The organism is Jiangella asiatica (genome assembly GCF_004349065.1).
Taxonomy (GTDB): Bacteria; Actinomycetota; Actinomycetes; order Jiangellales; family Jiangellaceae; genus Jiangella; species Jiangella asiatica.
Genome location: NZ_SMKZ01000021.1, coordinates 91,808 through 116,826, shown reverse-complemented (window position 1 = coordinate 116,826; position 25,019 = coordinate 91,808). Strand labels below are relative to the sequence as shown.

Below are 25,019 nucleotides of genomic sequence, written 5' to 3'. Positions count from 1 at the left end.
GGGTGGCGGGCGGGGAGGCTGTCTCGTCGACCTGGACCTCGTAGCGGACGTCGTTGCCGTCGACGTCGGTGGCGGTCACGGTGAGTCCGATCGTGCTGCCGTCCTCGGCGGTGAGCGTGCAGCGGACCGACGCGTCGACCTCGCCGGCGAGGTCGTCGTCGCAGCTGACGGAGTCGATGGGCTGGCCGACCTGCTCCTCGAGGAGTCGTCGGACGCCGTCCTCGAGCTCCGAGCGGGGCACGGTCTTCTCACCGAAGACCGAGCAGCCGGCCAGGGCCAGGGCGACGACGCCGAGCATCGCCGCCGAGCGGGTGCGGATCATGAACGGGGTACCTCCGATCGACCGCGGTCATCATTCCAGATGCGGTGTTCGACGGAGGGGTCGCCATGCAGAGTTGAGTGGAATAGGCTCAACTCTGGGACGCGTTGACCAAGGTGCAGGCCTCACATCTAGGGAGATCGATGAACGACCAGCTCACCACGAAGGCACAGGAGGCACTGTCGGTCGCGGTGCGCAGCGCCGCCACGGCCGGCAACCCCGCGGTCGAGCCGGTGCACGTGCTGCGCGCCCTGCTCATCCAGTCCGGAGGGCTCACCGGCTCGCTGCTCGAGGCAGCGGGCGCGGATCTGCCCGCGCTCCGCCACGACGTTGACGCCGCGTACGAGGCGCTGCCCAAGGCGGCCGGCTCGACCGTCGCGTCGCCCAACCTCGCCCGAACCACCTACTCCGTGCTGTCCCACGCTGGTGAGGTGGCCCGCGAGCTGGACGATCAATACGTGTCCACCGAGCACCTGGTGGTCGGGCTCGCGCACGTCCCCTCGCCGGTGCGCGACCTGCTCGCCAAGCACGGCGTGACGGCGGAGAAGGTTCGCGCCGCGTTCGCCGAGGTCCGCGGCTCGGCCCGGGTGACCAGCCCGGATCCCGAGGGCACCTACGACGCGCTCAACAAATACGGCGTCGACCTCACCGAGCGGGCTCGCGAGGGCAAGATCGACCCCGTCATCGGCCGCGACTCCGAGATCCGCCGGGTCGTCCAGGTGTTGTCGCGCCGGACGAAGAACAACCCCGTGCTCATCGGTGAGCCCGGTGTCGGCAAGACCGCCGTAGTCGAGGGCCTGGCCCAGCGCATCGTCGCCGGCGATGTCCCGGAGTCGCTGCGCGGCAAGCGGCTGGTCGCGCTGGACATCGGCGCGATGCTGGCCGGCGCCAAGTACCGCGGTGAGTTCGAGGAGCGCCTCAAGGCCGTCCTCGACGAGATCAAGGCCAGTGACGGCGAGGTCGTGACGTTCATCGACGAGCTGCACACCGTCGTGGGTGCCGGCGCGGCCGGCGACTCTGCCATGGACGCCGGCAACATGCTCAAGCCGATGCTTGCCCGCGGCGAGCTGCGGATGGTCGGCGCCACCACGCTCGACGAGTACCGCGAGCGCATCGAGAAGGACGCCGCCCTGGAGCGCCGCTTCCAGCAGGTCTACGTCGGCGAGCCGAGTGTCGAGGACACCGTCGCCATCCTGCGCGGCCTGCGCGAGCGCTACGAGGCGCACCACAAGGTGCAGATCGCCGACAGCGCGCTGGTGGCCGCGTCCACGCTGTCCCACCGCTACATCACCGGCCGGCAGCTGCCGGACAAGGCCATCGACCTGATCGACGAGGCCGCGTCCCGGCTGCGCATGGAGATCGACTCCTCGCCGGTCGAGATCGACACGCTGCGCCGCCAGGTCGACCGGCTCAAGATGGAGGAGCTGGCGCTGGAGAAGGAGTCCGACGCCGCCTCGCGCGAGCGGCTGGCGTCGCTGCGTGCCGAGCTCGCCGACCGCGAGGAGGAGCTGCGCGGCCTCGAGGCCCGTTGGGAGCAGGAGAAGGCCGGGCTGAACCGCGTCGGCGCACTCAAGGAGCAGATCGACGAGCTGCGCGGCCAGGCCGAGCGGTCCCAGCGCGAGGGCGACCTCGCCGGCGCCAGCGAGCTGCTCTACGGTCGCATCCCGGAGCTGGAGAAGGAGCTCGCCGCCGCCACCGAAGCCGAAACTCCGACCGCCACCGCTGAGACTCTACTGGTCAAGGAGGAGGTCGGCCCGGACGACGTCGCCGACGTCGTGGCCGCGTGGACCGGCATCCCCGCCGGCCGGCTGCTGGAGGGCGAGACCGAGAAGCTGCTGCGCATGGAGGACGAGCTGGGGAGCAGGGTCATCGGCCAGCGGATCGCGGTCGCCGCGGTCTCCGACGCCGTCCGCAGGTCGCGCGCGGGCATCTCCGACCCCGACCGGCCCACCGGCTCGTTCGTCTTCATCGGCCCCACGGGTGTCGGCAAGACCGAGCTGGCCAAGGCGCTGGCGGAGTTCCTGTTCGACGACGAGCGGGCGATGGTCCGCATCGACATGAGCGAGTACTCCGAGAAGCACAGCGTCGCCCGCCTGGTCGGGGCGCCCCCCGGCTACGTCGGCTATGAGGAGGGCGGCCAGCTCACCGAGGCCGTGCGCCGGCGACCGTACTCCGTCGTGCTGCTGGACGAGATCGAGAAGGCCCACCCGGAGGTCTTCGACATCCTGCTCCAGGTGCTCGACGACGGCCGGATGACCGACGGGCAGGGCCGCACGGTCGACTTCCGCAACGTCATCCTGATCCTGACCTCGAACCTCGGCTCGACGTTCCTCGCCGACCCGGCGCTGGACGACAAGGCCAAGCGGGACGCCGTCATGGAGGTCGTGCGAGCGTCGTTCAAGCCCGAGTTCCTCAACCGCATCGACGACATCGTGATGTTCGAGCCGCTGGGCACCGGCGAGCTGGCCCGAATCGTCGACCTGCAGGTGGAGCGGCTGGCGCAGCGGCTCGCCGACCGCCGGCTGGTGCTGCAGGTCACCGACAGCGCCAAGGAGTGGCTGGCACTGACCGGCTACGACCCGGTCTACGGCGCCCGGCCGTTGCGGCGGCTGGTCCAGACGGCCATCGGCGACCAGCTGGCGCGGGCCATCCTCGCCGGCGACGTGCGCGACGGTGACACCGTCGTCGTCGACCTGGACGAAACCGCGGACAAGCTGAGCGTCAGCCGCGCCTGACGCCCGCTCTGCGCCACGCCGGCCTCGCCCGGTGTGCGGGGGCTCAGCTGGGTGAGCCGGCGCGGCCGCGGCGCCAGTAGCCGAAGGCGTGCAGCCGGTCGCGGGCCACGCCGCGTTCCGCGGCGGCGAACCGGCGGACGGCGCGGACCTCGCTGGTCTCGCCGGCCACCCACACGTCGACGGCGCCGGCAGGCCAAGGCAGCGATCGCGCCGCGCGCTCCAATCCGCCGGTGGTGCCCGCCGGCGTGCGGTCGCGGTGCAGCCACCGCAGGTCGACGACGGCGGGGCTCTCGACCACCTGCTCCTCGCCGGCGTCGGGTACCTCGACGACGGCCAGCACCGGCAGCCCGGGCGATGCGGCCTCGAGGATGGCCGCCACCGCGGGCAGGCCGGTCTCGTCGCTGAGCATCACCAGAGCGTCGGCCTCGAACGATGGCACGGCGTGCGGGCGCGGTCCGGTGAAATCGATGGTGTCGCCGGGCCGTGCGTCGCGCGCCCAGCGCACGAACAGCCCGTCGCCGTGCAGGACGACGTCGATGTCGACGGTGCCGGCCGCGGCGTCGAGCCGACGGATCGTGTAGGTACGGCTGGGCGGTCGGGCGCCGCTCGTGCCGCCGGTGTCGACGTCGGCCGGCGGCGACAGCCGGAGCACGAGGTTGGGGCAGGACGGATCGAGCGGCAGGTGGGGCGCGTCGATCGCGAGGGTCAGCCGCAGCATGGCCGGGGTCACCGCCGCCGAGCCGACGACACGCAACCGACCGGTCGAATCCGCCACGCCCACGGAACCACCTATCGGGTCCACCGAAGCTGTCATACCACCCATCTCAGCAGGCCGCCCCCGCAGCCATGCGGCTGCGGGGGCGGTGCATGGTCCGAGACGGACTCAGTCGAACTCGCCGGCCTTCGCGCCCATCACGAATGCCGACCACTCGCCAGCGGTGAACTTCAGGATTCCACCGTTGGGGTTCTTGCTGTCGCGCACAGCCATGCCACCGTCGGTCAGGGGCGTCACCTCGACGCACTGACCGCCGTCCCCGTTGCTGTAGCTGGACTTGCGCCACACGGCGCCGGCCAGCTCCGACACCTCGCTCATAACTCCTCCAATACGTGGCGGATCATGTCCGCCGATTCGTCGGGAGACAACGCCTGCGCCCGGAGTACATCCATCCGGTCGACGGCATCGCTCACGACTCCTGCCTCCGTCATGATATGGCCACCGGTAGGGCCTTCGTAGTACAGGACCGGTTGTCCGTTGAGGCGATCAAATATCGTCATCTGCCCGTTCAGCGCGGCATGTGCCCCGGCGGCGAAAGGCATCACCTGAATGGTGATATGCCGCATCTCGCCCATTTTGAGTAGATGTTCGAGTTGATCACGTATGACATCCGCGCCACCGATCATGCGCCGGAGGGCGGCCTCGTCGATTACCGCTCGCAGTCGGGGCGGATCATCGCGCCGCAAGATTTCTTGGCGCCTCATCCGGGCCTCGACCTGGGTGTCGACATGGTTGTCATAGGCCATCCTGACGCCCGCCAACAGCTCTCGTGCATACGCCTGTGTCTGCAACAAGCCTGGCGGGAAGGTCTGTTCGTACGTGTGTATCGACTTCGCCCGTTCTTCCTCCTCGATGAACCCTCGATACTTCGCGGGCACCGACTCGCGGCTGACCAGTTTCCAGGCTCGCAGCAGGAGACCGTCAGTACCCAGGATCTCGTCGCAGCGTTCCGCGAACTCCCGCTGCGGTGGACGCTGCGCGGTTTCCACATTAGCCACGGCTCCGCGCGAGTAGTTCAGCTTTTCGGCCAACTGCTCTTGGGTGAGACCGGCACGGTGACGCGCGCGCGCCAGCTCACCACCGAAAAAGGCGGCGGCGGAATCCGGATCATGATCTGTCACGGCATCTCCCGGCGATGTCACAAAGTCGCGGTCGGCGTCACAAGGTGCGGACGTGACAGCCGAATTGTTCCCGCGGCGGCCTCAGATCATGCACGATACTTCGCCAAGGACCGCGGCGCAGGGTTTCGCCGACCTCAGGCCGGCACGTAGGGGCTGCCCCCGCCCGTCGCGGTGTCCGACACGACGGAGGAGAGATGTCCGGCTTCACGGCTCGAGCCCACGGGTACGGACTCGTCGACTGGAGCACCGCTGAGGTGGACGCTTACGCGACCAGGCTTCTGCACGCCCATGTCCCTGGGCGGCACTGGATGCCGCATCGGTCGTCGTCGTGCCGGGAGTGCGGTGAGACTTGGCCGTGCCCGGCGGCTACGTGGGCCGGCCAGTGGAGTGACAGCGCGACCAAGATCGAGAGTTGGTCGCGCAGCTGACCTGGTGAGAGAGATGACATCCATCCTCGTTGTGTCCGTCCTGCCCATGCTGTGGATCGCTTGCGTGATCATCTCCTGGGATCGCCACCGGCACCACTCATGACCGCCCACCCCTGACCGCTGACGTCAGTCTCCGGACCGATCCACCAGCGGAGTGCCCGGCGACACGCGGTCGCGACGGCGGACGGCCTCGGTGATCCGCCGCACCGGGTAGGCGGTCATCGCGAACGCCGACACCGACACCACTCCCGCGGCGCCGTACTCGTAGTGCATCGTCTCGCCGACCGGGCCGTACCCGCCGCCGCCGCTGAGGCGCAGCGTCCTCTCGTCGACGACGTCCAGGATCACCGGCTCGGCCGTCGGGTCCTTTTGCGTGGGGTCGAGCAGGTAGAGCCGGCCGGCGAGGTCCACGACGTCGAAGACCCGCCAGAGGTTGGCGAACCGGCCGGTGAACCGGGCCGGGTCCACGGGTGTCCCGCTCTGCGGCTCAGCCCGCTGGGCGAGGTTGACCAGCCGAAAGAGGCCCTCGGCGAGCATGTGGGCCGGACCGTCGATGGCGTTGGTCAGCACCGATACTGCGATCTGCCCGACCGGGTCGAACGACGTGCGGGTGATGTGCCCGGGGTAGCCGCCGCCGTGTCCGAAGACCAGTCGCTCGCCCAGCATGGCCCGGCCGAAGCCGAGACCGTACTCGGCGTCCGCGCCCTCGATCTTCCACTCCGCGCGCTGCATCAGCCGTTTCGACGCGTCCGAGACGAGTCGGGCGTCACCGAGGAAGTGTGCCGACGCGTAGTGCACGAGGTCCTCGGCGGTGCTGAAGAACCCGGCCGCCGCGGCCATCGCCGCGGTGTCGACGTGATCGATCGGGATGCGGCGGTCAGCATAGGTGAGCGCGGTGTAGCCGGTGGCGTAGTCGCCGGCGCGCGCCATGTCGTACTCGGGCCCGGTGTTGGCCAGGTCGAGCTCGTCGACGATGTGCTCGCGCACGTACTCGTGGTAGGAGCGGCCGGACGCGGCTGCGATGATCATCCCGAGCATCGAGTAGCCGATGTTCGAGTACTTGAACCGTTCGTTGGCCGGCAGCACCTCGGCCCCGTCGAGCAGGATCGCACGCAACCGGTCCTCGTCGGGGAAGGCGTGGACGAGCTGCCAGAAGTCGGCGTCGCGGCTGTCGCGCACGACTCCTCCGCCGTGCCCGAGCAGGTCGCGCACCGTCACCGTCGCCAGCGGCCGGCCGGACAGGAACGGCAGCCATTGGCCGGCCTGGTCGTCCAGCCGGAGCGCACCGCGCTCGACCAGCTGCAGAACGGCGGTAGCCGTGAAGGTCTTCGAGTGTGACGCGATCCGGAACAGGTGTCGCGGCGTCAGGGTCGTGGCGCTCTCGACGTCGGCGCAGCCGTGCGCCGTGGAGAGCAGCAGCTTGTCGTGGTGGAGCACGGCTGCCTGGAGGCCGGGGACCCGGTCGTACTGTTGGCGGAACGCCAGCCACGTGTCGAAATAGCGGGTGGCGTCGGCCACGGCGGTGTGGGAGGGGTCGGTCACGGGTCCTGACCTTATCGACCGCAATGACCGTAGTGTGACCATGATCGTCCCGATGTAGAGGAAAAGCTGTGATTTCTGCGTTTCGCTGGTTCCGGATCGCCGCCGTCGCCGAGGCCGTCTCGTGGGCGGGCCTGCTGGTCGGCATGTTCTTCAAGTACGTCGTGGTGGAGAACGAGATCGGGGTCCAGGTATTCGGGCCGGTGCACGGCGTGATCTTCCTCGTGTACCTGGTCACGGTGCTGGCGATGTGGTGGACCGAGCGCTGGAGCATGACGAAGACGCTGCTCGGCCTGACCTGCGCGATACCGCCGTTCATGACGGTGTGGTTCGAGCGCCGCGTGCTGCGCGAGCGGCAGGCCACCGACCGTGACCCGGACGAGATGGCCGTCTCGTAGGGTCTGTCCACATGGGAACGGCACTCGTCACCGGGGCCACGGCGGGCATCGGCCGGGCATTCGCGCGAGCACTGGCCGCACGCGGTCACGACGTCGTCCTCGTCGCCCGCGACGCGGACCGGCTGCTGTCGGTCGCGGCGGAGCTGCGCGGCGCGTACGGCGTGGGCGCCGAGGTGCTGCCCGCGGACCTGGCCGGCGACACCGAAGCGGTCGAGAAGCGGCTGCGCTCGACGGAGCGCCCCATCGACCTGCTGGTCAACAACGCCGGCTTCGCGCTGGGCCGGTCGTTCCTGAACAACGACATCGCCGACGAGGAGCGCATGCTCGACGTGCTCGTGCGTGCCGTGCTGCGGCTCACCCACGCGGCACTGCCCGGCATGATCGAGCGTGGGCACGGCGCGGTGGTCAACGTGAGCTCGGTGGCGGCCTGGGTGCCGCGGGGCACCTACAGCGCGGCCAAGGCCTGGGTGACGGCCTTCAGCGAGGGTCTCGTGCCCCAGGTGGCCGGCACCGGCGTGCGCGTCATGGTACTGGCGCCGGGCTACACCCGCACCGAGTTCCACGCCCGTGCCGCCATGAACATGTCGCGGCTGCCGTCGTGGATGTGGCTCGACTCCGACGCCCTGGTCGTGGCCGCGCTGCGCGACCTCGACAGTGGCCGGACGGTGTCGGTGCCGGGCCTGGTCTACCGGCTGGCTGGAGCCGTGCTGCCACGGCTGCCGCGCCGGCTGGTCCTGGCGCTGGGACAGCAACACCCGGCCAGGCGGAGCCGTTCCCGTCCGTCCCAGTGATCATCAACAGTCGGCAACGCTATGACGTCGCCAACGGTTGATGCTCATGGGAGATTCGCGATGACCTCCGCGAGCGCCGTCGCGAGGTCGTCGCCGTCGTCGACGGTGCTGACCGGCCAGGCGCGGGCTCGCGCCGAGCGGGCCCAGAAGTCCACCGGGCCGACGCCGGGCACCAGGCCGCCCGTGCTGACATAGGCGCACGGCGCGTCCGGCCAGTCCGGCGCCGGCGGCAGCCGCTCGGTCCAGAAGTCGTGGTCTCGTGGACGCGCCGCGGCCGGCGGCCACGTGGCGGTGCCGGGCTCGTGCAGCGCGGCGTGCGCGGCGTCGGCGGTGTCCGGGTCGGCGGCGCGCAGCAGGTCCAGTTGGCTGGGCGCACCGGGTCGGGGCAGGGTGGCGTCGACGAACACGTAGCCGCCCACGTGGCGCCGTGCGGCCCGCTGGGTGCGGGCCAGCGCCGGCAGGAGCGGGCCGGCCGTCCCGTGCCCGACGACGACGAGCGGCCCGCGCGGCGCCGACGCGTGCAGCGGCGCGGCCAGCGAAGCCACCCACCCGACGGCGTACGGCGGCCGGTCCGCGGCGCCGTCCGGTGCGACCGCGGAATACGGCAGCCGGCTGGCCACGTCCGCCCAGACAGAGTCCGGGTCGAGCGGGCCGGGTACGAGGACGACGGTGCCGGGCATCACGCCCGACAGCCTGCCGTACGCTGATGGCTCGTGAGTGCCTGGGATGAGCTGCGCCGCCACATCGTCGAGAAGGCCGTCGTGCACGGCCGGGTCGTGCTGTCGTCGGGCCAGGAGGCCGACTACTACGTCGACCTGCGCCGCATCACGCTCGACGGCGCCGCCGCACCGCTGGTCGGCGACGTCATGCTGGACCTCGCCGAAGGGCTGGACTTCGCCGCGGCCGGCGGGCTGACCCTGGGCGCCGACCCGGTCGCGGCCGCGATGCTGCACGCGGCGGCCCGGCGCGGCAACCGCCTGGACAGCTTCGTGGTGCGCAAGGGCGAGAAGCAGCACGGGCTGCGCCGGCGCATCGAAGGCCCGGACGTCACCGGCCGCCGGGTGCTTGCCGTCGAGGACACCTCCACCACCGGTGGGAGCGTGCTCACGGCCGTCGAGGCGCTGCGCGAGGCCGGCGCGCAGGTGGCCGCCGTCGTCGTCATCGTCGACCGCGGCACCGGCTCACGCGAGCGCATCGAGGCGGCTGGATTCGAATATCGCGCCGCATACACGAGCGAGGACCTCGGCCTGTAGATTGACGCCGTCACCCATTGCCGAGGGCACGCGAGATGGCGCTGACAAGGCCCGCGACTGCCCATGCCGTGGGTTGTTCATTCGACGACGTCACATCGAGGACCTGAACCCATCATGCGAAAGCTTGGAATCTCTGCGCTCATCGCCGCCACCCTCTTCCTGACTGCCTGCGGCGGTGACGACGAGTCCACCGACGACGAGACCACCACCAGCGAGGAGTCCGCCGGCGGCGAGGAGACCCCCGAGGAGACCGCAACCGACGACGCGGCCGAGGACGATGCCGCGGCCGACGAGGGCGGCACCGACCTGTCCGCGGCCGTGCTGGCCGCCGAGGATCTCCCGGCCGACGTCGAGATCATGCCGTTCGACGCCACCATGGTCAGCGACATGGGCGCGAGCATGGCGGGCATGCTGGAGGGCATCACCTACGAGCCGGCCGACTGCCAGGGCTACGCCGACGACCCGCTGCAGCGCGACGGCGTCGAGAGCGCCGGCATCAGTGCCATCAGCGGCACCGACGTGTTCGTCAGCGCCGTCTACACCGGCGCCAGCGCCGACGACGTCGCCGCGGTCGAGGACTACTACGGTCGGTGCGCCGAGATCGCCATCTCCGGCGAGGCCGCGGGCCAGCCGGTGGACATGACGCTGACCACCGAGATCGTCGACGCCCCGGCCGTCGACGCCGATGAGGCGATCGCGATCGAGACAACGACCGTCATGCCCGGGGTTCCGGAGACGCCGATGCGCATCATCTACATGATCGACGGCGACCGCGGCGTCTACGTGGCCGGCAACCCGGAGTCGGCCGTGTTCGAGCTGGACGCGCTGGCCCCTGCCGCGCTGGACAAGCTGCGCGCCGCGCAGGGCTGACCCGGGCACGAAGCACCGCCACCGACGGGGCGTCGTCAGTACCTCTCGAAGGTGCTCGCGCCCCGCCGGTGGTGTGAACGGCCCCGGCCAGGTCGTCCGGGTGGTCTCCATGGCCGCCACCGTACGGGGCGGCACCGACAGGCCAGCCGGGCACGAACTACGGTGTGTCCCGTGAGCGACGAGGCGGAGGTGCCGCCCGGGGTCGGGCCGTGGGACGGGCCGTGGCCGGACGACCCCCGGTACGACCACGACCTGCTGGCCGGCGGTGACCGGCGCAACGTCGTCGACCGGTACCGCTACTGGACCACCGAGGCCATCGTCGCCGACCTCGACCGGCGCCGGCACCCGTTCCACGTCGCCGTCGAGAACTGGCAGCACGACTTCAACATCGGCTCGGTGGTCCGCACCGCGAACGCCTTCCTCGCCGCCGAGGTGCACATCGTGGGCAAGCGCCGCTGGAACCGCCGCGGCGCCATGGTCACCGACCGCTATCAGCACCTGCGCCATCACGCCGACCTCGACGCGCTGGCGGCCTTCGCCCGCGAGCACGGGCTGCAGGTACTGGGCATCGACAACCTTCCCGGCGCGGTACCCCTGGAGACCTATCCGCTGCCGCGGGCGTGCGTGCTGCTGTTCGGGCAGGAGGGCCCCGGGCTGTCCGAGGCCGCGCGGGAGCATGTCGACGCCGTCCTGTCGATCGCGCAGTTCGGCTCGACCCGGTCCATCAATGCCGGCGCCGCCGCGGCCATCGCGATGCACGCCTGGGTGCGCACGCACGCCACCGTCGGAGCCGGACATGGCTGAACGGGTGGTGGTGATCGGCGCGGACGCCGCCGGCATGAGCGCGGCGTCCCAGGCGCTGCGGACGGCCGAGCGCACGGGCCGCGGCCTGGACGTCGTCGCCGTCGACCGCGGGCACTGGACGTCCTACTCCGCCTGCGGCATCCCGTACTGGGTGGCCGGCGACGTCGCCGGCCCGCACCAGCTGGTGGCGCGCACGCCCGAGGAGCACCGGGCCAACGGCATCGACCTGCGGCTGCTGACCGAAGCGGTGGAGCTGGACCTCGACGCGGGGTGGGTGGAGGTGGTCGACCACGCGGCGGGACGACGCGAGCGGCTGGGCTTCGACCAGCTGGTGCTCGCCACCGGCGCGGCGCCGATCCGGCCCGACGTCCCCGGCGCCGACGCGACCGGGGTGTTCGGCGTGCAGACGCTCGACGACGGCGGCGCGGTCATCCGGTACCTCGCCCGCGACGTGCGCCGGGCCGTCGTCGTCGGCGCCGGCTACATCGGCCTGGAGATGGCCGAGGCGATGGTCCGCCGGGGCCTCGCGGTCACCGTCGTCGACAGGTCACCTGAGCCGATGACGACGCTCGACCCCGACCTCGGCCGGCAGGTGCACGAGGCGATGGAGGGCATGGGCATCGACGTCGTCACCGAAACCGATGTCGAGAAGTTCGAGATCGACGGAGACGGCGTCGTGCGCGCGGTGATCACCGACGCGGGCATCTTCGACGCCGACGTCGTCGTCCTGGGCACCGGGGTCCGCCCGGCCACCGAGCTCGCCAGGGCCGCCGGTCTGCCGTTGGGCGCGACCCGCGGGCTGCGCGTCGATGACGGTATGCGGGTGGCCGACGGCGACCGCGTCGTCGACGGCGTCTGGGCGGCCGGCGACTGCGTGGAAGCCTGGGACCGTGTGCGGCGCGACTGGGTCCACGTGCCGCTCGGGACGCATGCGAACAAGCAGGGCCGGGTGCTCGGCACCAACCTCGGTGGCGGATCGGCCCGGTTCCCCGGCGTGGTGGGGACGGCGCTGACCAAGGTGTGCGACCTCGAGCTGGCACGGACCGGCTTGACCGAGGACGACGCCCGCGCGGCCGGCCTGGACATCATCGCCGTGACCGCGGAGTCCACGACCCGCTCCGGCTACTTCCCGGGCGCGATGCCGATCACCGTCAAGGTGGTGGCGGAACGGCCCGGCGGCCGGCTGCTCGGCGTGCAGATCGTCGGCCGCGACGGGTCGGCCAAGCGCATCGACGTGTGCGCGCTGGCGCTGTGGAACGAGATGACCGCGGCCGAGCTGGCGATGACCGACCTGTCCTACGCGCCGCCGTTCTCCCCGGTGTGGGATCCGGTGCAGATCGCCGCACGCAAGGTCGCCGATCGGCTGTGACCCGGGTACACCCTGAGACGGCTCTCAGGGTCACCCGTGGCGGCGGCATCGGGGAGGGTCGTGCTGGGGTACGACACGCGACGTCGTACCGTCGCCCGACGCGCTGGACGGGTCGCGGGCGGTAGCGTCGTGCCGTGCCTGTCATCCAGACCGAGGAGCTGACGAAGCGGTTCCCGGCGGTCACCGCGCTCGATCGGCTCACCATCGACGTCGAGCCGGGCGTCGTCGGGCTCGTCGGCGCGAACGGCGCGGGCAAGTCCACCCTGATCAAGATCCTGCTCGGGCTGTCGGAGGCGACGTCCGGGCAGGCGCGGATGCTCGGCCTCGACGTCACCACCGACGGGCCGAAGATCCGCGAGCGGGTCGGCTACATGCCCGAGCACGACTGCCTGCCCGGCGACGTCTCCGCCACCGAGTTCGTCGTGCACATGGCCCGGATGTCCGGGCTGCCGGCCGACGCCGCGCGTGAGCGCACCGCCGACACCCTGCGCCACGTCGGCCTCTACGAGGAGCGGTACCGGCCCATCGGTGGCTACTCCACGGGCATGAAGCAGCGGGTTAAGCTGGCCCAGGCGCTCGTGCACGATCCGGAGATCGTGCTGCTCGACGAGCCGACCAACGGGCTGGACCCGGTCGGCCGCGACGACATGCTGGCGCTGATCCGCCGCATCTACACCGACTTCGGCATCACCGTCCTGGTCACGTCGCACCTGCTCGGTGAGCTCGAGCGCATCTCCGACCACGTCGTCGTCATCGACGCCGGCCGGCTGCTGCGCTCGTCGTCCACGTCGGAGTTCACGCGGACCAGCCAGTTCGTTGCCGTCGAGGTGACGGCCGAGCCGGACACCGTCGCCGGCCAGCTGAAAGCCGCCGGGCTCGACGTCGTGCGCGACGGCCATCTCATGGTGGTGCCGCTGGAGGACGAGTCCGTGTACGACATCGTCCGCGACACTGTCGCGCAGGTCGGCGTCGGGCTGATCCGGCTCGAGCAGCGGCGGCACCACATCGCCGAGGTCTTCGGGGAGAGGGGCTCGCAGTGAGCCAGCAACAGCCCGCCGGTGTCATCCACGACATCGGCTACCGCGGGTACGACGGGCCGAGGCTCGGCCGCGGCGCCGTTGCCCGGGCACTGTACGTGCACAGCCTGCGCGGCGCGTTCGGCCTGGGCCGCTCGGCGCGCGCCAAGGTGCTGCCGATGCTGCTGCTCGGCGTCATGTGCCTGCCCGCGTTCATCATCGCGGTCATCGCCAACGCCACGTCCAGTGTGCTGACGGAGCTGCCGCTGCCGTACTCGCGCTACGCCGTGGTCGCCCAGGGCATCCTGACCATCTTCCTGGCCGCGCAGGCGCCACAGGCGGTCTCGCGCGATCTGCGGTTCAAGACCGTGCCGCTGTACTTCTCCCGGCCGCTGGAGCGCTCGGACTACGTGCTGGCCAAGTTCGCCGGGCTGTCGACGGCGATGTTCCTGCTGCTCGCCGCGCCGCTGCTGATCATGTACATCGGCGCGCTGCTGGCGGAGTTCCCGGCCGGACGCGAGACCACCGACGTCGCGCTGGCGCTGGTCGGCGCGGTGGCGTTCGCCATCGTGTTCGCCGGCGTCGGGCTGGTGATCGCGTCACTGACCGCCCGCCGCGGCTTCGGCGTCGCCGCCATCATCACCGTCTTCGCGCTGAGCTTCGCCGCCATCAGCTCACTGCAGGGCATCATCCGCTACGTCGAGGACGACGCCACGCTGGCCGGCTGGCTCGGGCTGTTCTCACCGATCACGCTGGTCGACGGCTTCCAGACCTGGGTCCTGGACGCCTCGTCGTCGGCGGTCGCCCCGCCGCCGGGTTCGGCCGGCGGCGTCGGGTACGTGCTGGTGACGTTCGGGGTGATCGGCGCCTGCTGGGCGCTGCTGAACCTGCGCTACCGGAAGGTCTCCTCATGAGCACAGGGCTCGCCGGGTCGTCGGTGCTGTCGGTCGACGCCGTCTCCCGGTGGTACGGCAACGTCGTCGCCGTCAACGACGTCACGATGACCATCGGACCGGGTATCACCGGCCTGCTCGGCCCCAACGGCGCCGGCAAGTCCACGCTGATCGGCATGCTCAGCGGGTTCCTGGCGCCATCGGCCGGGTCCGTCACGCTCGACGGCGCCGCCGTCTGGAAGAACCCCGAGGTGTACCGCACCATCGGGCTGGTGCCGGAGCGCGAGGCGGCCTACGACTTCCTCACCGGCTGGCAGTTCGTGCTGGCCAACGCCGAACTGCACGGGCTGCCCGACTCCGGCGCCGCGGCCAAGCGCGCGTTGGCGACGGTGGAGATGGAGTACGCCCAGCACCGGCGGGTCGGCGAATACTCCAAGGGCATGAAGCAGCGGGTCAAGATGGCCTCCGCGCTCGTGCACGACCCGGCCGTGCTGCTCCTGGACGAGCCGTTCAACGGCATGGACCCGCGGCAGCGGCTGCACCTCATGGATCTGCTGCGGCAGATGGGCGCCGAGGGGCGCACCGTGCTGTTCAGCTCACACATCCTGGAAGAGGTCGAGCAGCTCGCTCAGCAGATCGAGGTCCTGGTGGCCGGGCGGCACGCGGCGTCCGGCGACTACCGCGAGATTCGCCGGCTCATGACCGACCGGCCGCACCTGTACGTCATCCGCTCCACCGACGACCGCGCCCTGGCCTCCGCTCTGATCGCGGACGGCTCCACCGCCGGAGTGCAGCTGGACGAGGACGCCGGAGTGCTGCGCGTCGAGGCCGTCGCGTTCCTGCGGTTCACCGAGCTGCTGCCGCGGGTGGCCCAGCGCGCGGGCATCCGGCTCTACGAGGTCTCGCCCTCCGACGAGTCCCTGGAGAGCGTCTTCTCCTACCTGGTGAAGAGTTAGGGGTTTCGCGATGAACACGACAGTCGCCCAGCTGACCGCCCGGGCGCTGCTCGGCGGCCGGCGGGCCTTGCTGCTGCTGGTGATGTCGGCGGTGCTGCTGGCGCTGGCCGTGCTGCTTCGCCTGTCCGTGGGCGTCGACCACCAGGTGACCGCCGACTTCCTGGGCGCGGTCGCGCTCGGCGCGCTGATCCCGCTGTTCGGGCTGATCGTCGGCACCGGCGTGATCGGCCCGGAGATCGACGACGGCTCCGTCGTCTACGTGCTGTCCAAGCCGATCTCGCGGCCGACCATCATCCTCAGCAAACTGGTCGTCGCGGTGGCGGCGACGGTGCTGTTCGCGGCCGTCCCCACCTTCGTGGCCGGCCTGATCATGTCCGGCACCGAGGCCGGGCTGGCCGTCGGGTTCGGAGCGGCCGCCCTGGTGGCGTCCGTGGCCTACAGCGCGGTCTTCGTCCTCCTCGCCGTCGTCACCCGGCACGCCGTCGTGTACGGACTGGCGTACGCGCTCATCTGGGAGGGCCTCGTCGGCGGGTACGTGCCCGGAGCCCGCACGCTCAGCATCCAGCAGTGGTCCCTGTCGCTGGCCGAGACCATCGTGGAGCGCGACCTCGTCTCGTCCGACGTCCGGCTCGCCGTCGCCGGAGTGCTGCTGGCGGTCGTCATCGTCGGCGCCACCTGGTACGCCGGCCAGCGCCTGCGCGTTCTCTCCCTCGCCGGCGAGGAGTAGACGCCCTGGTGCGTGCGGCGTGCCGCGTGCCGCGTGCCTTCCGCAGCCGAAATGAGGCTCCCGGCCATCACGAGGACTTCATGTGCATCACCAGGCCTACAAGCATGGTGCGACATGAGATTTCGTGCTGAACGTGATCATTTCGAGGTCCCCCGAGTGCCGAGAGGGCGTTGAGCAAGGGACGTTGTCATTGGGGGAGGCTATGGTTCGAACATCTGTTCACTCCAGTAGGGAGGTTGCGATGTTCGCCTGTGAGCCGCCGCCGGAGGCACGCGCCGTCACCCCGCTCCAAGTGCAGCAACGGCTCGACCAAGAGGATGCGTGGCTGCGCGAGACGGTGCTCCGGCACGGCTGGGCCGTCGAGTCGGTCTACGGCGAGGGGTGCTGGGGCCCGCCGGGGTGTCCGTGCGGGCTGCCGCGCGGTGGCGATCCGCCGTACGCCTACACCGTCGGGCTCCACGACTTCGGGCATCCGGAGCTGGTGGTGTTCGGCCTGGGCGACGAGACCGGCAGCCTCGTGCTCAACGCGCTGGGCGAGCGGGTGCGCGGGGGTGGGCGCATGCTGCCGGCCCGGCCGCTGCCGGTCGACGGCTGGCACCACCGCGTGCGCTTCTTCCCCTTCCACGACGTCGGCGGCCCGCCGTTGCTGACCTCGGCCCAGCGGTACTACCGCCGTACGGCTGACGATCCGGTCTCCGTGCTCCAGGTCGTCTGGGACGACCACCAGGGTCGCTTCCCCTGGGAGGGCGGGTACGACTTCCCGACCGGGCTGCAGCCACCACCGCGGGTGTTCCTCGGGTAGTCGCCGGTGCTCGCGGGCCGAGGTCGCGGGCCCCAGCCGGGCACGCGAGGCCGCGGCCTCGAAGCCAGGAGTCGGGGCCGCGGCCTTGGTCGAAGGACGGTCAGGAGCGCGCGGCGCCGGTGGGCGGCTCCGAGCGCGTCGACGTCTCGTCGTCCGCCGCGTGCCGGCGACGCCAGCGTCCGGTCACGCCGTGGCGTCCGGCGGGCTCGGTCGTGGTGTCGGCGACGGGCTGGTCGCCCGTCGCCTGCGGGGTAGCCGTGCCGTCGTCGGCGACGTCCTGAGTGGCCACTTTCTCACGCAGGTGCCTGATCTCGGTGCGACGGGCACGGGCGCGTCGCATCGCGGCCGCGAGGGCGACGATGCCCGCCAGCGCGACCAGTCCGGTAGCGATTCCGGCAACGAACACACCCCAGACCGGCAGCTCGGTGTCCAGCCCGAACTGGTCGATCTCTACAGTGCCGCCGCCGTCGCTCACCGCTATCACCACGGCAAGGACGGCAGCGGTCAGCATGAGCAGCGCAAGCACGATCATCATGGGTCCGACCTCCTATGGCCTCGCGGCCAGTCGAAGGAATCCTCAGCTGTCCGCGTACCCGCCACCGGCGCAGTCAAACGCCCATGATCGGAGCGGGCCGCTCGGGCGGCGGGTCAGCGCAGGAGATCCGCCGGCGAGGTCACCACCTCGTGGGCCCCGCCGTCCAGGAGCACGCGCGGGTCCGATCCCGAGCTCACCCCGATCACCTGGCCTACGCCCGCGGCGACGGCCGAGTGGACGCCGGGCACGGTGTCCTCCAGCGCGACGGCGTCGGCGGGCTTCACTCCCAGTGCGGCCGCGCCGGTCAGATACGGCTCCGGGTGCGGCTTGCCGAGGCTGGTCGTCTCCCAGGTGATGAGTGCGCCGAAGCACTCGCGCACCCCGAGCACGTCGCCGACGGCGTACTCCGCCCAGTTCCGCTGGGCGGAGGTCACCAACGCGATCGCGACTCCGTTCGCGTGCAAGTGCCGGACCAGTTCGGCCGCACCAGGTAGTGGCCGGAGCGGATGGGCGTCGTGGTCGACGTGCGCCAGCACGCCCTCGACCAGGGCATCGGTGTCCTCGCCGTCCCAGGGCCCGGCCAGCTGGGTGAACACGTCCGCGCCGCGACGGCCGGCGAACTGACGGCGGACCTCCGGCGCGACGACCCAGCCTCGCGCGGCGAAGTACGCACCGTACGCGGCCTGGTTGGCCGGTTCGCTGTCCACCAGCGTGCCGTCCAGGTCCAGCAACGCGGCGCTCCAGGAAGGAGTCATCGTGACCAGGTGAACAGCACACCGCCGGCCGCGACCGGTCCCTCCGCCTGCCGGGCCACGACGGAATCGGGTGCGGCGTCCAGCGCGATCACCGGTATGACTGGCGAGCGCCCGCCGGCCTCGACCGCCGCCGGGTTCCAGGTCACCACCGGTGCGCCCGCGCTCACGTCGTCGCCTTCGGCCACGTGCAGCTCGAAGCCCTCGCCGGCCAGCTGGACGGTATCTATGCCGAGGTGGGTGAGCACGCCGGCGCCGTCGGCGGTCTGGATGACGAACGCGTGCGGGTGCAGCTTGACCATTCGGCCGGCCACCGGCGCCACGGCCACCGCGACGCCGGTCCGGTCCGGGTCGACGGCCAGGCCGGGGCCGACCAGCTCCTGGGCGAACACTGGGTCCGGCACCTCGGCCAGGGCGACCACCCGGCCGGGCACCGGCGCCAACACGTCGAGCTGGGTCACGTCTCCTCCGGTCGCATCGGGCGCCGCCGCGGGTCCGCTCACATGAGGTCCTCGATGTCCGTGGCGATGGTGTCCGCCTCGGGACCGACCACCACCTGCACCACGGTGCCGGCTGAGATGACCCCGAACGCCCCGGCCGCCTTGAGCGCCTTCTCGTCCACCAGGGACGAGTCGTGCACCTCGGTGCGCAGGCGGGTGGCGCAGGGCTCGATCTCCACGATGTTGTCGGCGCCACCCAGCGCCGCCAGGATCTGCTCGGCCTTGTCCATGTGTCCTCCGTTGGGTCTGCGGGGCGTCGAGTTACGCGTCGTTGGCGGGGTCGGTCTGGGTGATCTTCGAGAGGCCGCGGGGCGCGTCGGGGTTCAGGCCGAGCCTGCGCGCCAGCGCCTCCACCGTCAACTGGGCCGGCACGACGAGCGCGAGCGGAGCCACCAGCTCGGGCAGGTCCGGGCCGGGTACGCACACGTCGACGGCGGCGGCGAAGCCGGAGTCGCCGCCGATGCCGATCGTCGCCGCGGCGCCGCGGCGACGCAGGTCGTGCGCGAGGTCGGTCATGCCGGCCACCATCGGCCCGTCGGCCGCCGAGACCAGCAGCGCCACGTGTTCGGCGTCGACGACGGCGATGGGTCCGTGCCGGAGGTCGGCGTAGGAGAGCCCGCGCACCGGACGCAGGCAGGTCTCCTCGAGCTTCAGGGCCGCCTCCAGTGCGGTCCCGAACGTCAGCCCACGGCCGCTGACCAGGGTCTCCGGCGTCGATGCGAGCCGTTCGGCGGCCTCGTCGACACCCGTCCGCAACGAGATCAGCCGCGAGACCTCGGCGGGCACCCGGTCCAGGTCGGCGTCAAGTGAGCCGGGCTTGGGTGCGAACGCGTCGGCCATCACAGCCATTGCCGCCAGCTGGGTGACGTAGGACTTGGTGGCCGGGACGGCGAGCTCGGCGCCGGCCCGAGTGACGAGGGCCAGGTCTGCCGCCGCGGCGAGCGAGCTGTCGCCGTCGTTGGTGACGGCGACCGTGCGGGCGCCGCGTCCGGCGGCCCAGGCCTGGGTCTCGACGATCTCGGTGGTCTCGCCGGACTGCGACACCGACACCACGATCGCCTCAGAGAGATCGAGTTCGGCGTGGTAGTGCGTGGCGACGCTCGGCGCCGCGAGGCCGCCGGGGATGCCGGCGTGCACCTCCAGCAGGTATCGGCCGTAGATGGCGGCGTTGTCCGAGGACCCGCGCGCCACGAACAGGACCACCCGGCGGTCCTCGGCCAGCGAGCGGAGCTCACCGCGCAGCGGCAGCAGCGCCTCGAGGGTGCGGGCGAGCGCCTCCGGCTGCTCGGCGATCTCGCGGGCCATGATCGTCTCGGTCACGCGGCAACTCCTGTCGATGGTGGACGGTGGTCAGGTGGTGCGCTTGCTCGCGGGTCCCGGCGGCGCGCCGCGGTGACTCGTGGTTCTCCGGCGCGGTTCCTCGGGCGCGGCTCGCGCTGTCGCGGTCAACCCGTGCCGGGGAGGATCCTCTGTCACGATGGTGCCTTGCCGGCGGCGCGGGACGACCGGGGGGTTGGGTCGGGCCACCGGCACCCACAGCGTGTATCGGTCCGAGCGGTACGCCGACCGGCTGTACTCGATGGCCTGGTCTCCGGTGAAGGCCCGCCGCGAGATCCGGAGCACGGGCTTGCCGGGCTTGATGGTCAGCAGCCGGGCTTCCTCGTGGTCGGCTTCGCCGGCGTCGATGGTGTCCTCGCCCCAGTCCGGGACCAGCCCGCGAGCGTCGAGCTCCACGTACACGCTGGACGGTGAGCCGTCGTCGAGGAAGCCGGGCAGCCGGACGGCCGGGAGCCAGGTGTGCTCGACGGCCATGGGCTCGTCGTCGGCGAAGCGGAGCCGATGCAGGTGGATGACCTCGGCGCCGGGCTTGACCTCGAGCGCGTCGGCGATGTCGGCCTCGGCGGGGATGATGCCGGCGGAGAGCACCCTGACGCCGGCCGTCATGCCGCGGCGGGTCATCTCCTCGGTGAACGATGCCAGCCGGATCTGCAGGTCGACCTTGGGCGGCGCGACGAACGTGCCGCGTCCCTGGACCCGTTCGAGGATGCCCTCGACCACCAGCGCGTCGACCGCCTGGCGCACCGTCATCCGGGACACGCCGAAGCGTTCGCACAGGACCCGCTCCGAGGGCACGGGGTCGCCGGGGCGCAGCTCGCTGCCGACGAGACTCCGCAGGTAGTCGCGCACCTGGAGGTACTTCAGCGTCGAACGGCGCAAGGACAGCACGGGACTCGCATCAGGTCGGGGCCCCGGGAAATGCCGGCAGCCGGTCGATTCGGGTCGCTCACCTCTTGACAAGCGCGGTGCGCAGCCACATTGTATGGCCCACTGGTCAAGACATCTAGACCAGTGCTTACCACTGGCCGAGATGCTCCGTGAAAGAGGCTCCGTGAACGTGGTCGACGGCCCGGTGCCCAAGCACCGGCAGTTGCGGGAGATCCTCCTCGCCATGATCGAGGGCGAGCTCGTGCCGGACGCTCCGGTCCCGTCCGAGCGCGAACTGGTGACGCGGTTCAAGGTCAGCAGGGCCACGGTCCGAGAAGCCGTCGGCCGTCTGGTCGCCGAGGGCCGGCTCTACCGTGTCCGGGGCAAGGGCACGTTCGTCGCCGCTGCCAGCATCGAGTCGCAGATGCATCTGTCGTCGTTCACCGAGGACATGCGCCGCCGCGGCCACAAGCCCTCCACCGTCGTCCTCGGTGCCGACGAGACCGCCGCGCCGCCGCCGGCCCGTGCGGCGCTCGGCCTGGACGTCACCGACCGCGCCTACCGGATCGAGCGGCTGCGCTCCGCCGACGGCGCGCCGATGGCGCACGAGGTGTCGTGGCTGCCGGCCGCACCGCTGCCTGGGCTGCTCGAACGCGAGCTGACCAGCTCGGTGTACTCGATCCTGGCGCACGACTACGGCCGTGTCCTCGACTCCGCCGCCCAGACGGTCTGGGCCGAAGGCGCCGACCCGTTGCGGGCCCGGCTGCTGCGGGTACCCCCCGCGGCGCCGCTGCTCGTCTTCCGCAAGACCTCCTACGCCGCTGGCCGGCCGATGGAGCACGTCACCTCCTGGTACCGAGCGGACCGGTACCAGGTCCACATGACGCTGGAACGCACCCCACATGCCGGCCCGAACCGCGGGCCGGCACACATGTAGAGGAGAACGCACGTGTACCGTCTCATCCTCGATCTCGGTGCGGGGGTGCGCCCATGAGCGCCGCCACCGCGACCGCGACCGGAAAGCGCGGCTTCCCCGGCCTGGCGGTGCTGCAGCGCATCGGCCGCAGCCTGATGCTGCCGATCGCGGTGCTGCCGGCCGCGGCCCTCCTGCTGCGACTCGGCTCGAACGACATGCTCGGCGGCGAACCGGGCACCGTCCCGGAGGGCCTGCCCGCCGGCCTCGCCCAGTACGACGGGCTGCACTGGCTCCAGCCGGTGTCCGAGGTCGTGGGCGCCGCCGGCGCCGGCATCTTCAACAATCTGCCCCTGATCTTCGCCCTGGGTGTCGCCATCGGGTTCGCGCGCAAGTCCGACGGCTCGACGGCGCTGGCCGCGGTCGTCGGCTACCTGGTCTACAAGAGCGTCTCGGACGTGATGTCGCCGTACGTCCTCGGCGAGGCCGCGGAGGGTGAGGAGCAGGAGCTCATTAACTTCGGCGTGCTCGGCGGCATCATCATGGGCATCGTCGCGGCGTTGCTGTGGCAGCGCTACTACCGGATCAAGCTGCCTCCGTACCTGGCGTTCTTCGGCGGGCGGCGGTTCGTGCCGATCATCACGGCGTTCGTGGCGGTGTTCATCGCGGTCGCCATGAGCTTCCTGTACCGGCCGTTCGACGCGGGGCTGACGAACTTGGGTGAGTGGGTCACCGAGAACGACGTGCTGGGCGGCGGGCTCTACGGGTTCTTCAACCGCCTGCTCATCCCGCTCGGCCTGCACCACATCCTCAACTCCTTCCCGTGGTTCCAACTCGGTGAGTACACGCCGCCAGGCGGCGAGCCGGTCCAGGGCGACATCCTGCGCTTCCTCAACGGCGACCCGAGCGCCGGCGCATTCATGACCGGCTTCTTCCCGATCATGATGTTCGCGCTGCCCGCCGCGGCACTGGCGATCTGGCAGACCGCGAAGCCGGCACAGAAGAAGATCGTCGGCGGCATCATGCTCTCCGCCGCGCTGACGTCGTTCTTCACCGGTGTCACCGAGCCGCTGGAGTTCTCGTTCCTGTTCGTCGCGTTCCCGCTGTACTTCATCCACGCGGTGCTGACGGGCACGGCGCTGGCGCTCACGAACGCGCTGGGGCTGCGTGACGGGTTCGGCTTCTCCGCCGGCTTCATCGACTGGGCGCTGAACTTCCGGATCGCCGAAGGGCCGTTGTGGCTCGTGGTCATCGGGCTGGGCTACGCGGCGGTCTACTACTTCCTGTTCCGCTGGGTGATCACCAAGTGGAACCTGCGCACGCCCGGTCGCGAGGAGGACGCCGAGGCGGTCGAGGCCTCGCTCGGCGAGGAGGCCGCGGAGATCGTCCAGGAGGAGCGCACCCCGGCGGCGGCCACCGTGGCACCGTCGTCGGCCAGTACGACGACGACGGCGCCCGCGCCGCCGGACAGCGCGGCGAGGCCGGACGTCTCCGGAGGCCCGGACGGCGCGGAGGGCTCGGACGGGCGGGGCGACGACCAGAACCAGCGCCGGCCCGAGTAGCAGCACCACGTGTGATCGCCGGCACGTTCCACCGCGAACGTGCCGGCGATCGCGATGATTGGCGCAGACTGAGGACGAGAGGAGCGCGCAGTGGCAGTCATCAGCGGAGTGGGGGTCAGCCCCGGTCGTGCGGTCGGGCCGGTGGTGCGCATGCCGGACCCGGTGGCCGAGCCGGCACCCGATTCCCGGCTGTCCGACGGTGCCGACGTCGCCGCCGAGGCCGCCCGGATCGCCGAGGCGGCCGATCTGGTCCGCGCCGACCTGGAACGACGGGCGGCGACGGCGCACGGCGAGGGCTCAGCGGTCCTCGAGGCCACGGCGCTGATGGCGGCCGACCCGGCCCTGGTGTCGGCGGCGCAACGCAAGGTCGAGGAGGGTCTCGCCCCGCCGCGTGCGGTCTGGGAGGCCGCCGCCGAGGTCGCCGCGATGCTGGAGTCGCTGGGCGGCTACATGGCCGAGCGGGCCCGAGACGTCGGTGACGTGCGCGACCGGATCGTCGCGGTCCTGGAGGGGCGGCCGGCACCGGGCGTGCCCGAACGGGCCGAACCGTTCGTGCTGACCGCCCGAGACCTCGCACCGGCCGACACCGCGACGCTGGACCCGTCCACCTGCGTGGCGCTGGTCACGGCGGAGGGCGGCCCGACGTCGCACACCGCAATCCTGGCCCGGGCGCTGGGGCTGCCGGCGGTGGTCGCGGCACGCGGTGTCCTCGACGTCGTGGCGGACACGGTCGTGTTGGTGGACGGCTCGGCGGGCACTGTCGAGGCCGACCCGTCGCCGGCCGCCGTCGACGCCGTCTGGGCGGCCGCCACCCGCGTGCGGCACTTCGACGGCACTGGCCGTACCGCCGACGGGACGCACATCCAGCTGCTGGCCAACGTCGGTGACCCGAAGGGCGCGGTGGCCGCGGTCGAGGTCGGCGCCGAGGGCGTCGGACTGTTCCGCACCGAGTTCTGCTTCCTCGACCGGGCCGAGGAGCCCACCGTCGACGAGCAGACCGAGCAGTACCTGGCGGTGCTGGAGCCGTTCAAGGGCCGGAAGGTGGTGGTCCGCACGCTCGACGCAGGCGCGGACAAACCGCTGCCGTTCCTGACCGACGCCGACGAGGCCAATCCGGCGCTGGGCGTGCGTGGCTACCGGACGGCGGGCCGGCACCCGCAGGTGCTGGACCACCAGCTCGACGCGGTCGCCCGGGCCGCGCAGCGTTCCGGCGCGGACGTGTGGGTGATGGCGCCCATGATCGCCACCGCGGCCGAGGCGGCGGCCTTCGTCGCCCTCGCCGGTGAGTACGGGCTGTCCACGGCCGGGGTGATGGTGGAGGTCCCGGCCGCGGCGCTGACCGCCGACGCTGTGATGGAGCACGTCGCGTTCGCGAGCATCGGCACCAACGACCTCACCCAGTACACGATGGCGGCCGACCGGCTGCTCGGCGACCTGGCGGAGCTGAACGACCCCTGGCAGCCCGCCGGGCTGCGGCTGGTCCGGTTGACCGCGCAGGCCGGCGCGCGACGGGATCGGCCGGTCGGCGTGTGCGGCGAGGCGGCCGCCGACCCGGTGCTGGCGGTCGTCCTGGCCGGTCTCGGCGTCACCAGCCTCTCGATGACGCCGCGGGCCATCCCGGACGTCGCGGAGGCTCTGCGGTCGGTGACGATGGACGAGTGCGTGCGGTTGGCGGGGCTGGCCGTCGACGCGCCGGACGCGCGAGCCGCTCGCGACGCCGTCCGGGCCGAGCTCCCCACCACCCTGTGATGGCCGA

Annotated in this window: 26 protein-coding genes and 1 pseudogene; 15 read left to right on the top strand and 12 right to left on the bottom strand. The window is 71.5% G+C overall.

Annotated features, from left to right (window positions below):
- On the bottom strand, positions 1 to 322 hold a 322-nt coding region (locus tag E1269_RS16215; protein WP_131896300.1), incomplete at its 3' end, for a DUF4333 domain-containing protein.
- 140 nt (positions 323 to 462) lie between these two features.
- Here E1269_RS16215 and clpB point away from each other — a divergent pair.
- Positions 463 to 3,054 (top strand): ATP-dependent chaperone ClpB, encoded by a 2,592-nt coding sequence (gene clpB, locus E1269_RS16210; RefSeq protein ID WP_131896298.1) that lies wholly within the window; start codon positions 463 to 465, stop codon positions 3,052 to 3,054.
- A 43-nt stretch (positions 3,055 to 3,097) separates the two neighbouring features.
- Here clpB and E1269_RS16205 read toward each other — a convergent pair whose 3' ends face one another.
- The 4 genes from E1269_RS16205 to E1269_RS16190 form a co-directional block, all read right to left on the bottom strand.
- Positions 3,098 to 3,829, bottom strand: coding sequence for a siderophore-interacting protein (locus E1269_RS16205; RefSeq protein WP_162606443.1), 732 nt, complete (start codon positions 3,827 to 3,829; stop codon positions 3,098 to 3,100).
- A 108-nt stretch (positions 3,830 to 3,937) separates the two neighbouring features.
- Positions 3,938 to 4,147, bottom strand: a complete 210-nt coding sequence (locus E1269_RS16200; RefSeq protein ID WP_131896294.1) for a DUF397 domain-containing protein — start codon at positions 4,145 to 4,147, stop codon at positions 3,938 to 3,940.
- Positions 4,144 to 4,950 (bottom strand): helix-turn-helix domain-containing protein, encoded by an 807-nt coding sequence (locus tag E1269_RS16195; protein WP_162606442.1) that lies wholly within the window; start codon positions 4,948 to 4,950, stop codon positions 4,144 to 4,146. Before E1269_RS16195 ends, E1269_RS16200 begins: the two co-directional genes overlap by 4 nt.
- 554 nt (positions 4,951 to 5,504) lie before the next feature.
- Positions 5,505 to 6,920, bottom strand: a complete 1,416-nt coding sequence (locus E1269_RS16190) for a serine hydrolase domain-containing protein (RefSeq protein ID WP_203433710.1) — start codon at positions 6,918 to 6,920, stop codon at positions 5,505 to 5,507.
- A gap of 68 nt (positions 6,921 to 6,988) precedes the next feature.
- Here E1269_RS16190 and E1269_RS16185 point away from each other — a divergent pair, with 68 nt between their 5' ends.
- Entirely contained in the window at positions 6,989 to 7,315 is a 327-nt protein-coding gene (locus E1269_RS16185) for a DUF3817 domain-containing protein (protein WP_131896288.1), read from the top strand.
- 11 nt (positions 7,316 to 7,326) lie between these two features.
- The gene (locus tag E1269_RS16180) at positions 7,327 to 8,106 is read left to right on the top strand and encodes an SDR family NAD(P)-dependent oxidoreductase (protein WP_131896286.1); all 780 of its coding nucleotides are present in this window, start codon (positions 7,327 to 7,329) and stop codon (positions 8,104 to 8,106) included.
- Positions 8,107 to 8,150: 44 nt separating this feature from the next.
- On the opposite strand, the gene E1269_RS16175 is transcribed toward E1269_RS16180, so the two are convergent.
- Positions 8,151 to 8,789: a hypothetical protein gene (locus E1269_RS16175; RefSeq protein ID WP_131896284.1), complete on the bottom strand. Its 639-nt coding sequence runs from the start codon at positions 8,787 to 8,789 to the stop codon at positions 8,151 to 8,153.
- A 30-nt stretch (positions 8,790 to 8,819) separates the two neighbouring features.
- On the opposite strand from E1269_RS16175, the gene pyrE reads away from it, so the two are divergent.
- The 9 genes and pseudogenes from pyrE (at position 8,820) to E1269_RS16130 (ending at position 16,796) form a co-directional block, all read left to right on the top strand.
- Complete coding sequence (pyrE, locus tag E1269_RS16170) at positions 8,820 to 9,359, top strand: orotate phosphoribosyltransferase (protein ID WP_131896283.1); 540 nt, start codon at positions 8,820 to 8,822, stop codon at positions 9,357 to 9,359.
- Between the two features lie 114 nt (positions 9,360 to 9,473).
- Complete coding sequence (locus E1269_RS16165; protein WP_131896281.1) at positions 9,474 to 10,229, top strand: DUF5642 family protein; 756 nt, start codon at positions 9,474 to 9,476, stop codon at positions 10,227 to 10,229.
- 171 nt (positions 10,230 to 10,400) lie between these two features.
- Positions 10,401 to 11,033: a TrmH family RNA methyltransferase gene (locus E1269_RS16160; protein WP_239000919.1), complete on the top strand. Its 633-nt coding sequence runs from the start codon at positions 10,401 to 10,403 to the stop codon at positions 11,031 to 11,033.
- Positions 11,026 to 12,402: an FAD-dependent oxidoreductase gene (locus tag E1269_RS16155; protein WP_131896277.1), complete on the top strand. Its 1,377-nt coding sequence runs from the start codon at positions 11,026 to 11,028 to the stop codon at positions 12,400 to 12,402. The genes E1269_RS16160 and E1269_RS16155 overlap by 8 nt, the downstream gene beginning before the upstream one ends.
- 134 nt (positions 12,403 to 12,536) lie before the next feature.
- Entirely contained in the window at positions 12,537 to 13,442 is a 906-nt protein-coding gene (locus E1269_RS16150) for an ABC transporter ATP-binding protein (protein WP_131896275.1), read from the top strand.
- On the top strand, positions 13,439 to 14,332 hold the full coding sequence (locus E1269_RS16145; RefSeq protein ID WP_131896273.1) for an ABC transporter permease: 894 nt from the start codon (positions 13,439 to 13,441) through the stop codon (positions 14,330 to 14,332). Before E1269_RS16150 ends, E1269_RS16145 begins: the two co-directional genes overlap by 4 nt.
- A gap of 83 nt (positions 14,333 to 14,415) precedes the next feature.
- Positions 14,416 to 15,267: pseudogene (locus E1269_RS16140) on the top strand (ABC transporter ATP-binding protein); the annotation flags it as partial.
- Between the two features lie 10 nt (positions 15,268 to 15,277).
- On the top strand, positions 15,278 to 15,994 hold the full coding sequence (locus tag E1269_RS16135; protein ID WP_131896269.1) for an ABC transporter permease subunit: 717 nt from the start codon (positions 15,278 to 15,280) through the stop codon (positions 15,992 to 15,994).
- A 241-nt stretch (positions 15,995 to 16,235) separates the two neighbouring features.
- Entirely contained in the window at positions 16,236 to 16,796 is a 561-nt protein-coding gene (locus E1269_RS16130) for a DUF4262 domain-containing protein (RefSeq protein WP_162606441.1), read from the top strand.
- 100 nt (positions 16,797 to 16,896) lie between these two features.
- Here E1269_RS16130 and E1269_RS16125 read toward each other — a convergent pair whose 3' ends face one another.
- The 6 genes from E1269_RS16125 to E1269_RS16100 form a co-directional block, all read right to left on the bottom strand.
- The gene (locus E1269_RS16125; protein WP_131896265.1) at positions 16,897 to 17,331 is read right to left on the bottom strand and encodes a hypothetical protein; all 435 of its coding nucleotides are present in this window, start codon (positions 17,329 to 17,331) and stop codon (positions 16,897 to 16,899) included.
- A 113-nt stretch (positions 17,332 to 17,444) separates the two neighbouring features.
- A complete protein-coding gene (locus E1269_RS16120; RefSeq protein WP_131896263.1) occupies positions 17,445 to 18,086 on the bottom strand; it encodes an HAD family hydrolase in 642 nt (213 codons plus the stop codon).
- Positions 18,083 to 18,544, bottom strand: a complete 462-nt coding sequence (locus tag E1269_RS16115; protein WP_239000918.1) for a PTS sugar transporter subunit IIA — start codon at positions 18,542 to 18,544, stop codon at positions 18,083 to 18,085. Before E1269_RS16115 ends, E1269_RS16120 begins: the two co-directional genes overlap by 4 nt.
- A 38-nt stretch (positions 18,545 to 18,582) precedes the next feature.
- On the bottom strand, positions 18,583 to 18,813 hold the full coding sequence (locus tag E1269_RS16110) for a PTS sugar transporter subunit IIB (protein ID WP_131896261.1): 231 nt from the start codon (positions 18,811 to 18,813) through the stop codon (positions 18,583 to 18,585).
- 31 nt (positions 18,814 to 18,844) lie between these two features.
- Positions 18,845 to 19,888 carry an SIS domain-containing protein gene (locus tag E1269_RS16105; RefSeq protein WP_131896330.1) on the bottom strand — a complete coding sequence of 348 codons (1,044 nt, stop codon included), beginning with the start codon at positions 19,886 to 19,888 and terminating at the stop codon, positions 18,845 to 18,847.
- A 45-nt stretch (positions 19,889 to 19,933) separates the two neighbouring features.
- A complete protein-coding gene (locus tag E1269_RS16100; RefSeq protein ID WP_203433706.1) occupies positions 19,934 to 20,800 on the bottom strand; it encodes a GntR family transcriptional regulator in 867 nt (288 codons plus the stop codon).
- A 151-nt stretch (positions 20,801 to 20,951) separates the two neighbouring features.
- Here E1269_RS16100 and E1269_RS16095 point away from each other — a divergent pair, with 151 nt between their 5' ends.
- From E1269_RS16095 to ptsP, 3 genes are all read left to right on the top strand, one after another.
- On the top strand, positions 20,952 to 21,725 hold the full coding sequence (locus E1269_RS16095) for a GntR family transcriptional regulator (protein WP_131896257.1): 774 nt from the start codon (positions 20,952 to 20,954) through the stop codon (positions 21,723 to 21,725).
- A gap of 53 nt (positions 21,726 to 21,778) precedes the next feature.
- Positions 21,779 to 23,263, top strand: a complete 1,485-nt coding sequence (locus E1269_RS16090) for a PTS transporter subunit EIIC (protein WP_131896255.1) — start codon at positions 21,779 to 21,781, stop codon at positions 23,261 to 23,263.
- A gap of 150 nt (positions 23,264 to 23,413) precedes the next feature.
- Positions 23,414 to 25,012, top strand: a complete 1,599-nt coding sequence (gene ptsP, locus E1269_RS16085) for a phosphoenolpyruvate--protein phosphotransferase (RefSeq protein WP_420810645.1) — start codon at positions 23,414 to 23,416, stop codon at positions 25,010 to 25,012.
- The last annotated feature ends 7 nt before the right edge of the window (positions 25,013 to 25,019 follow it).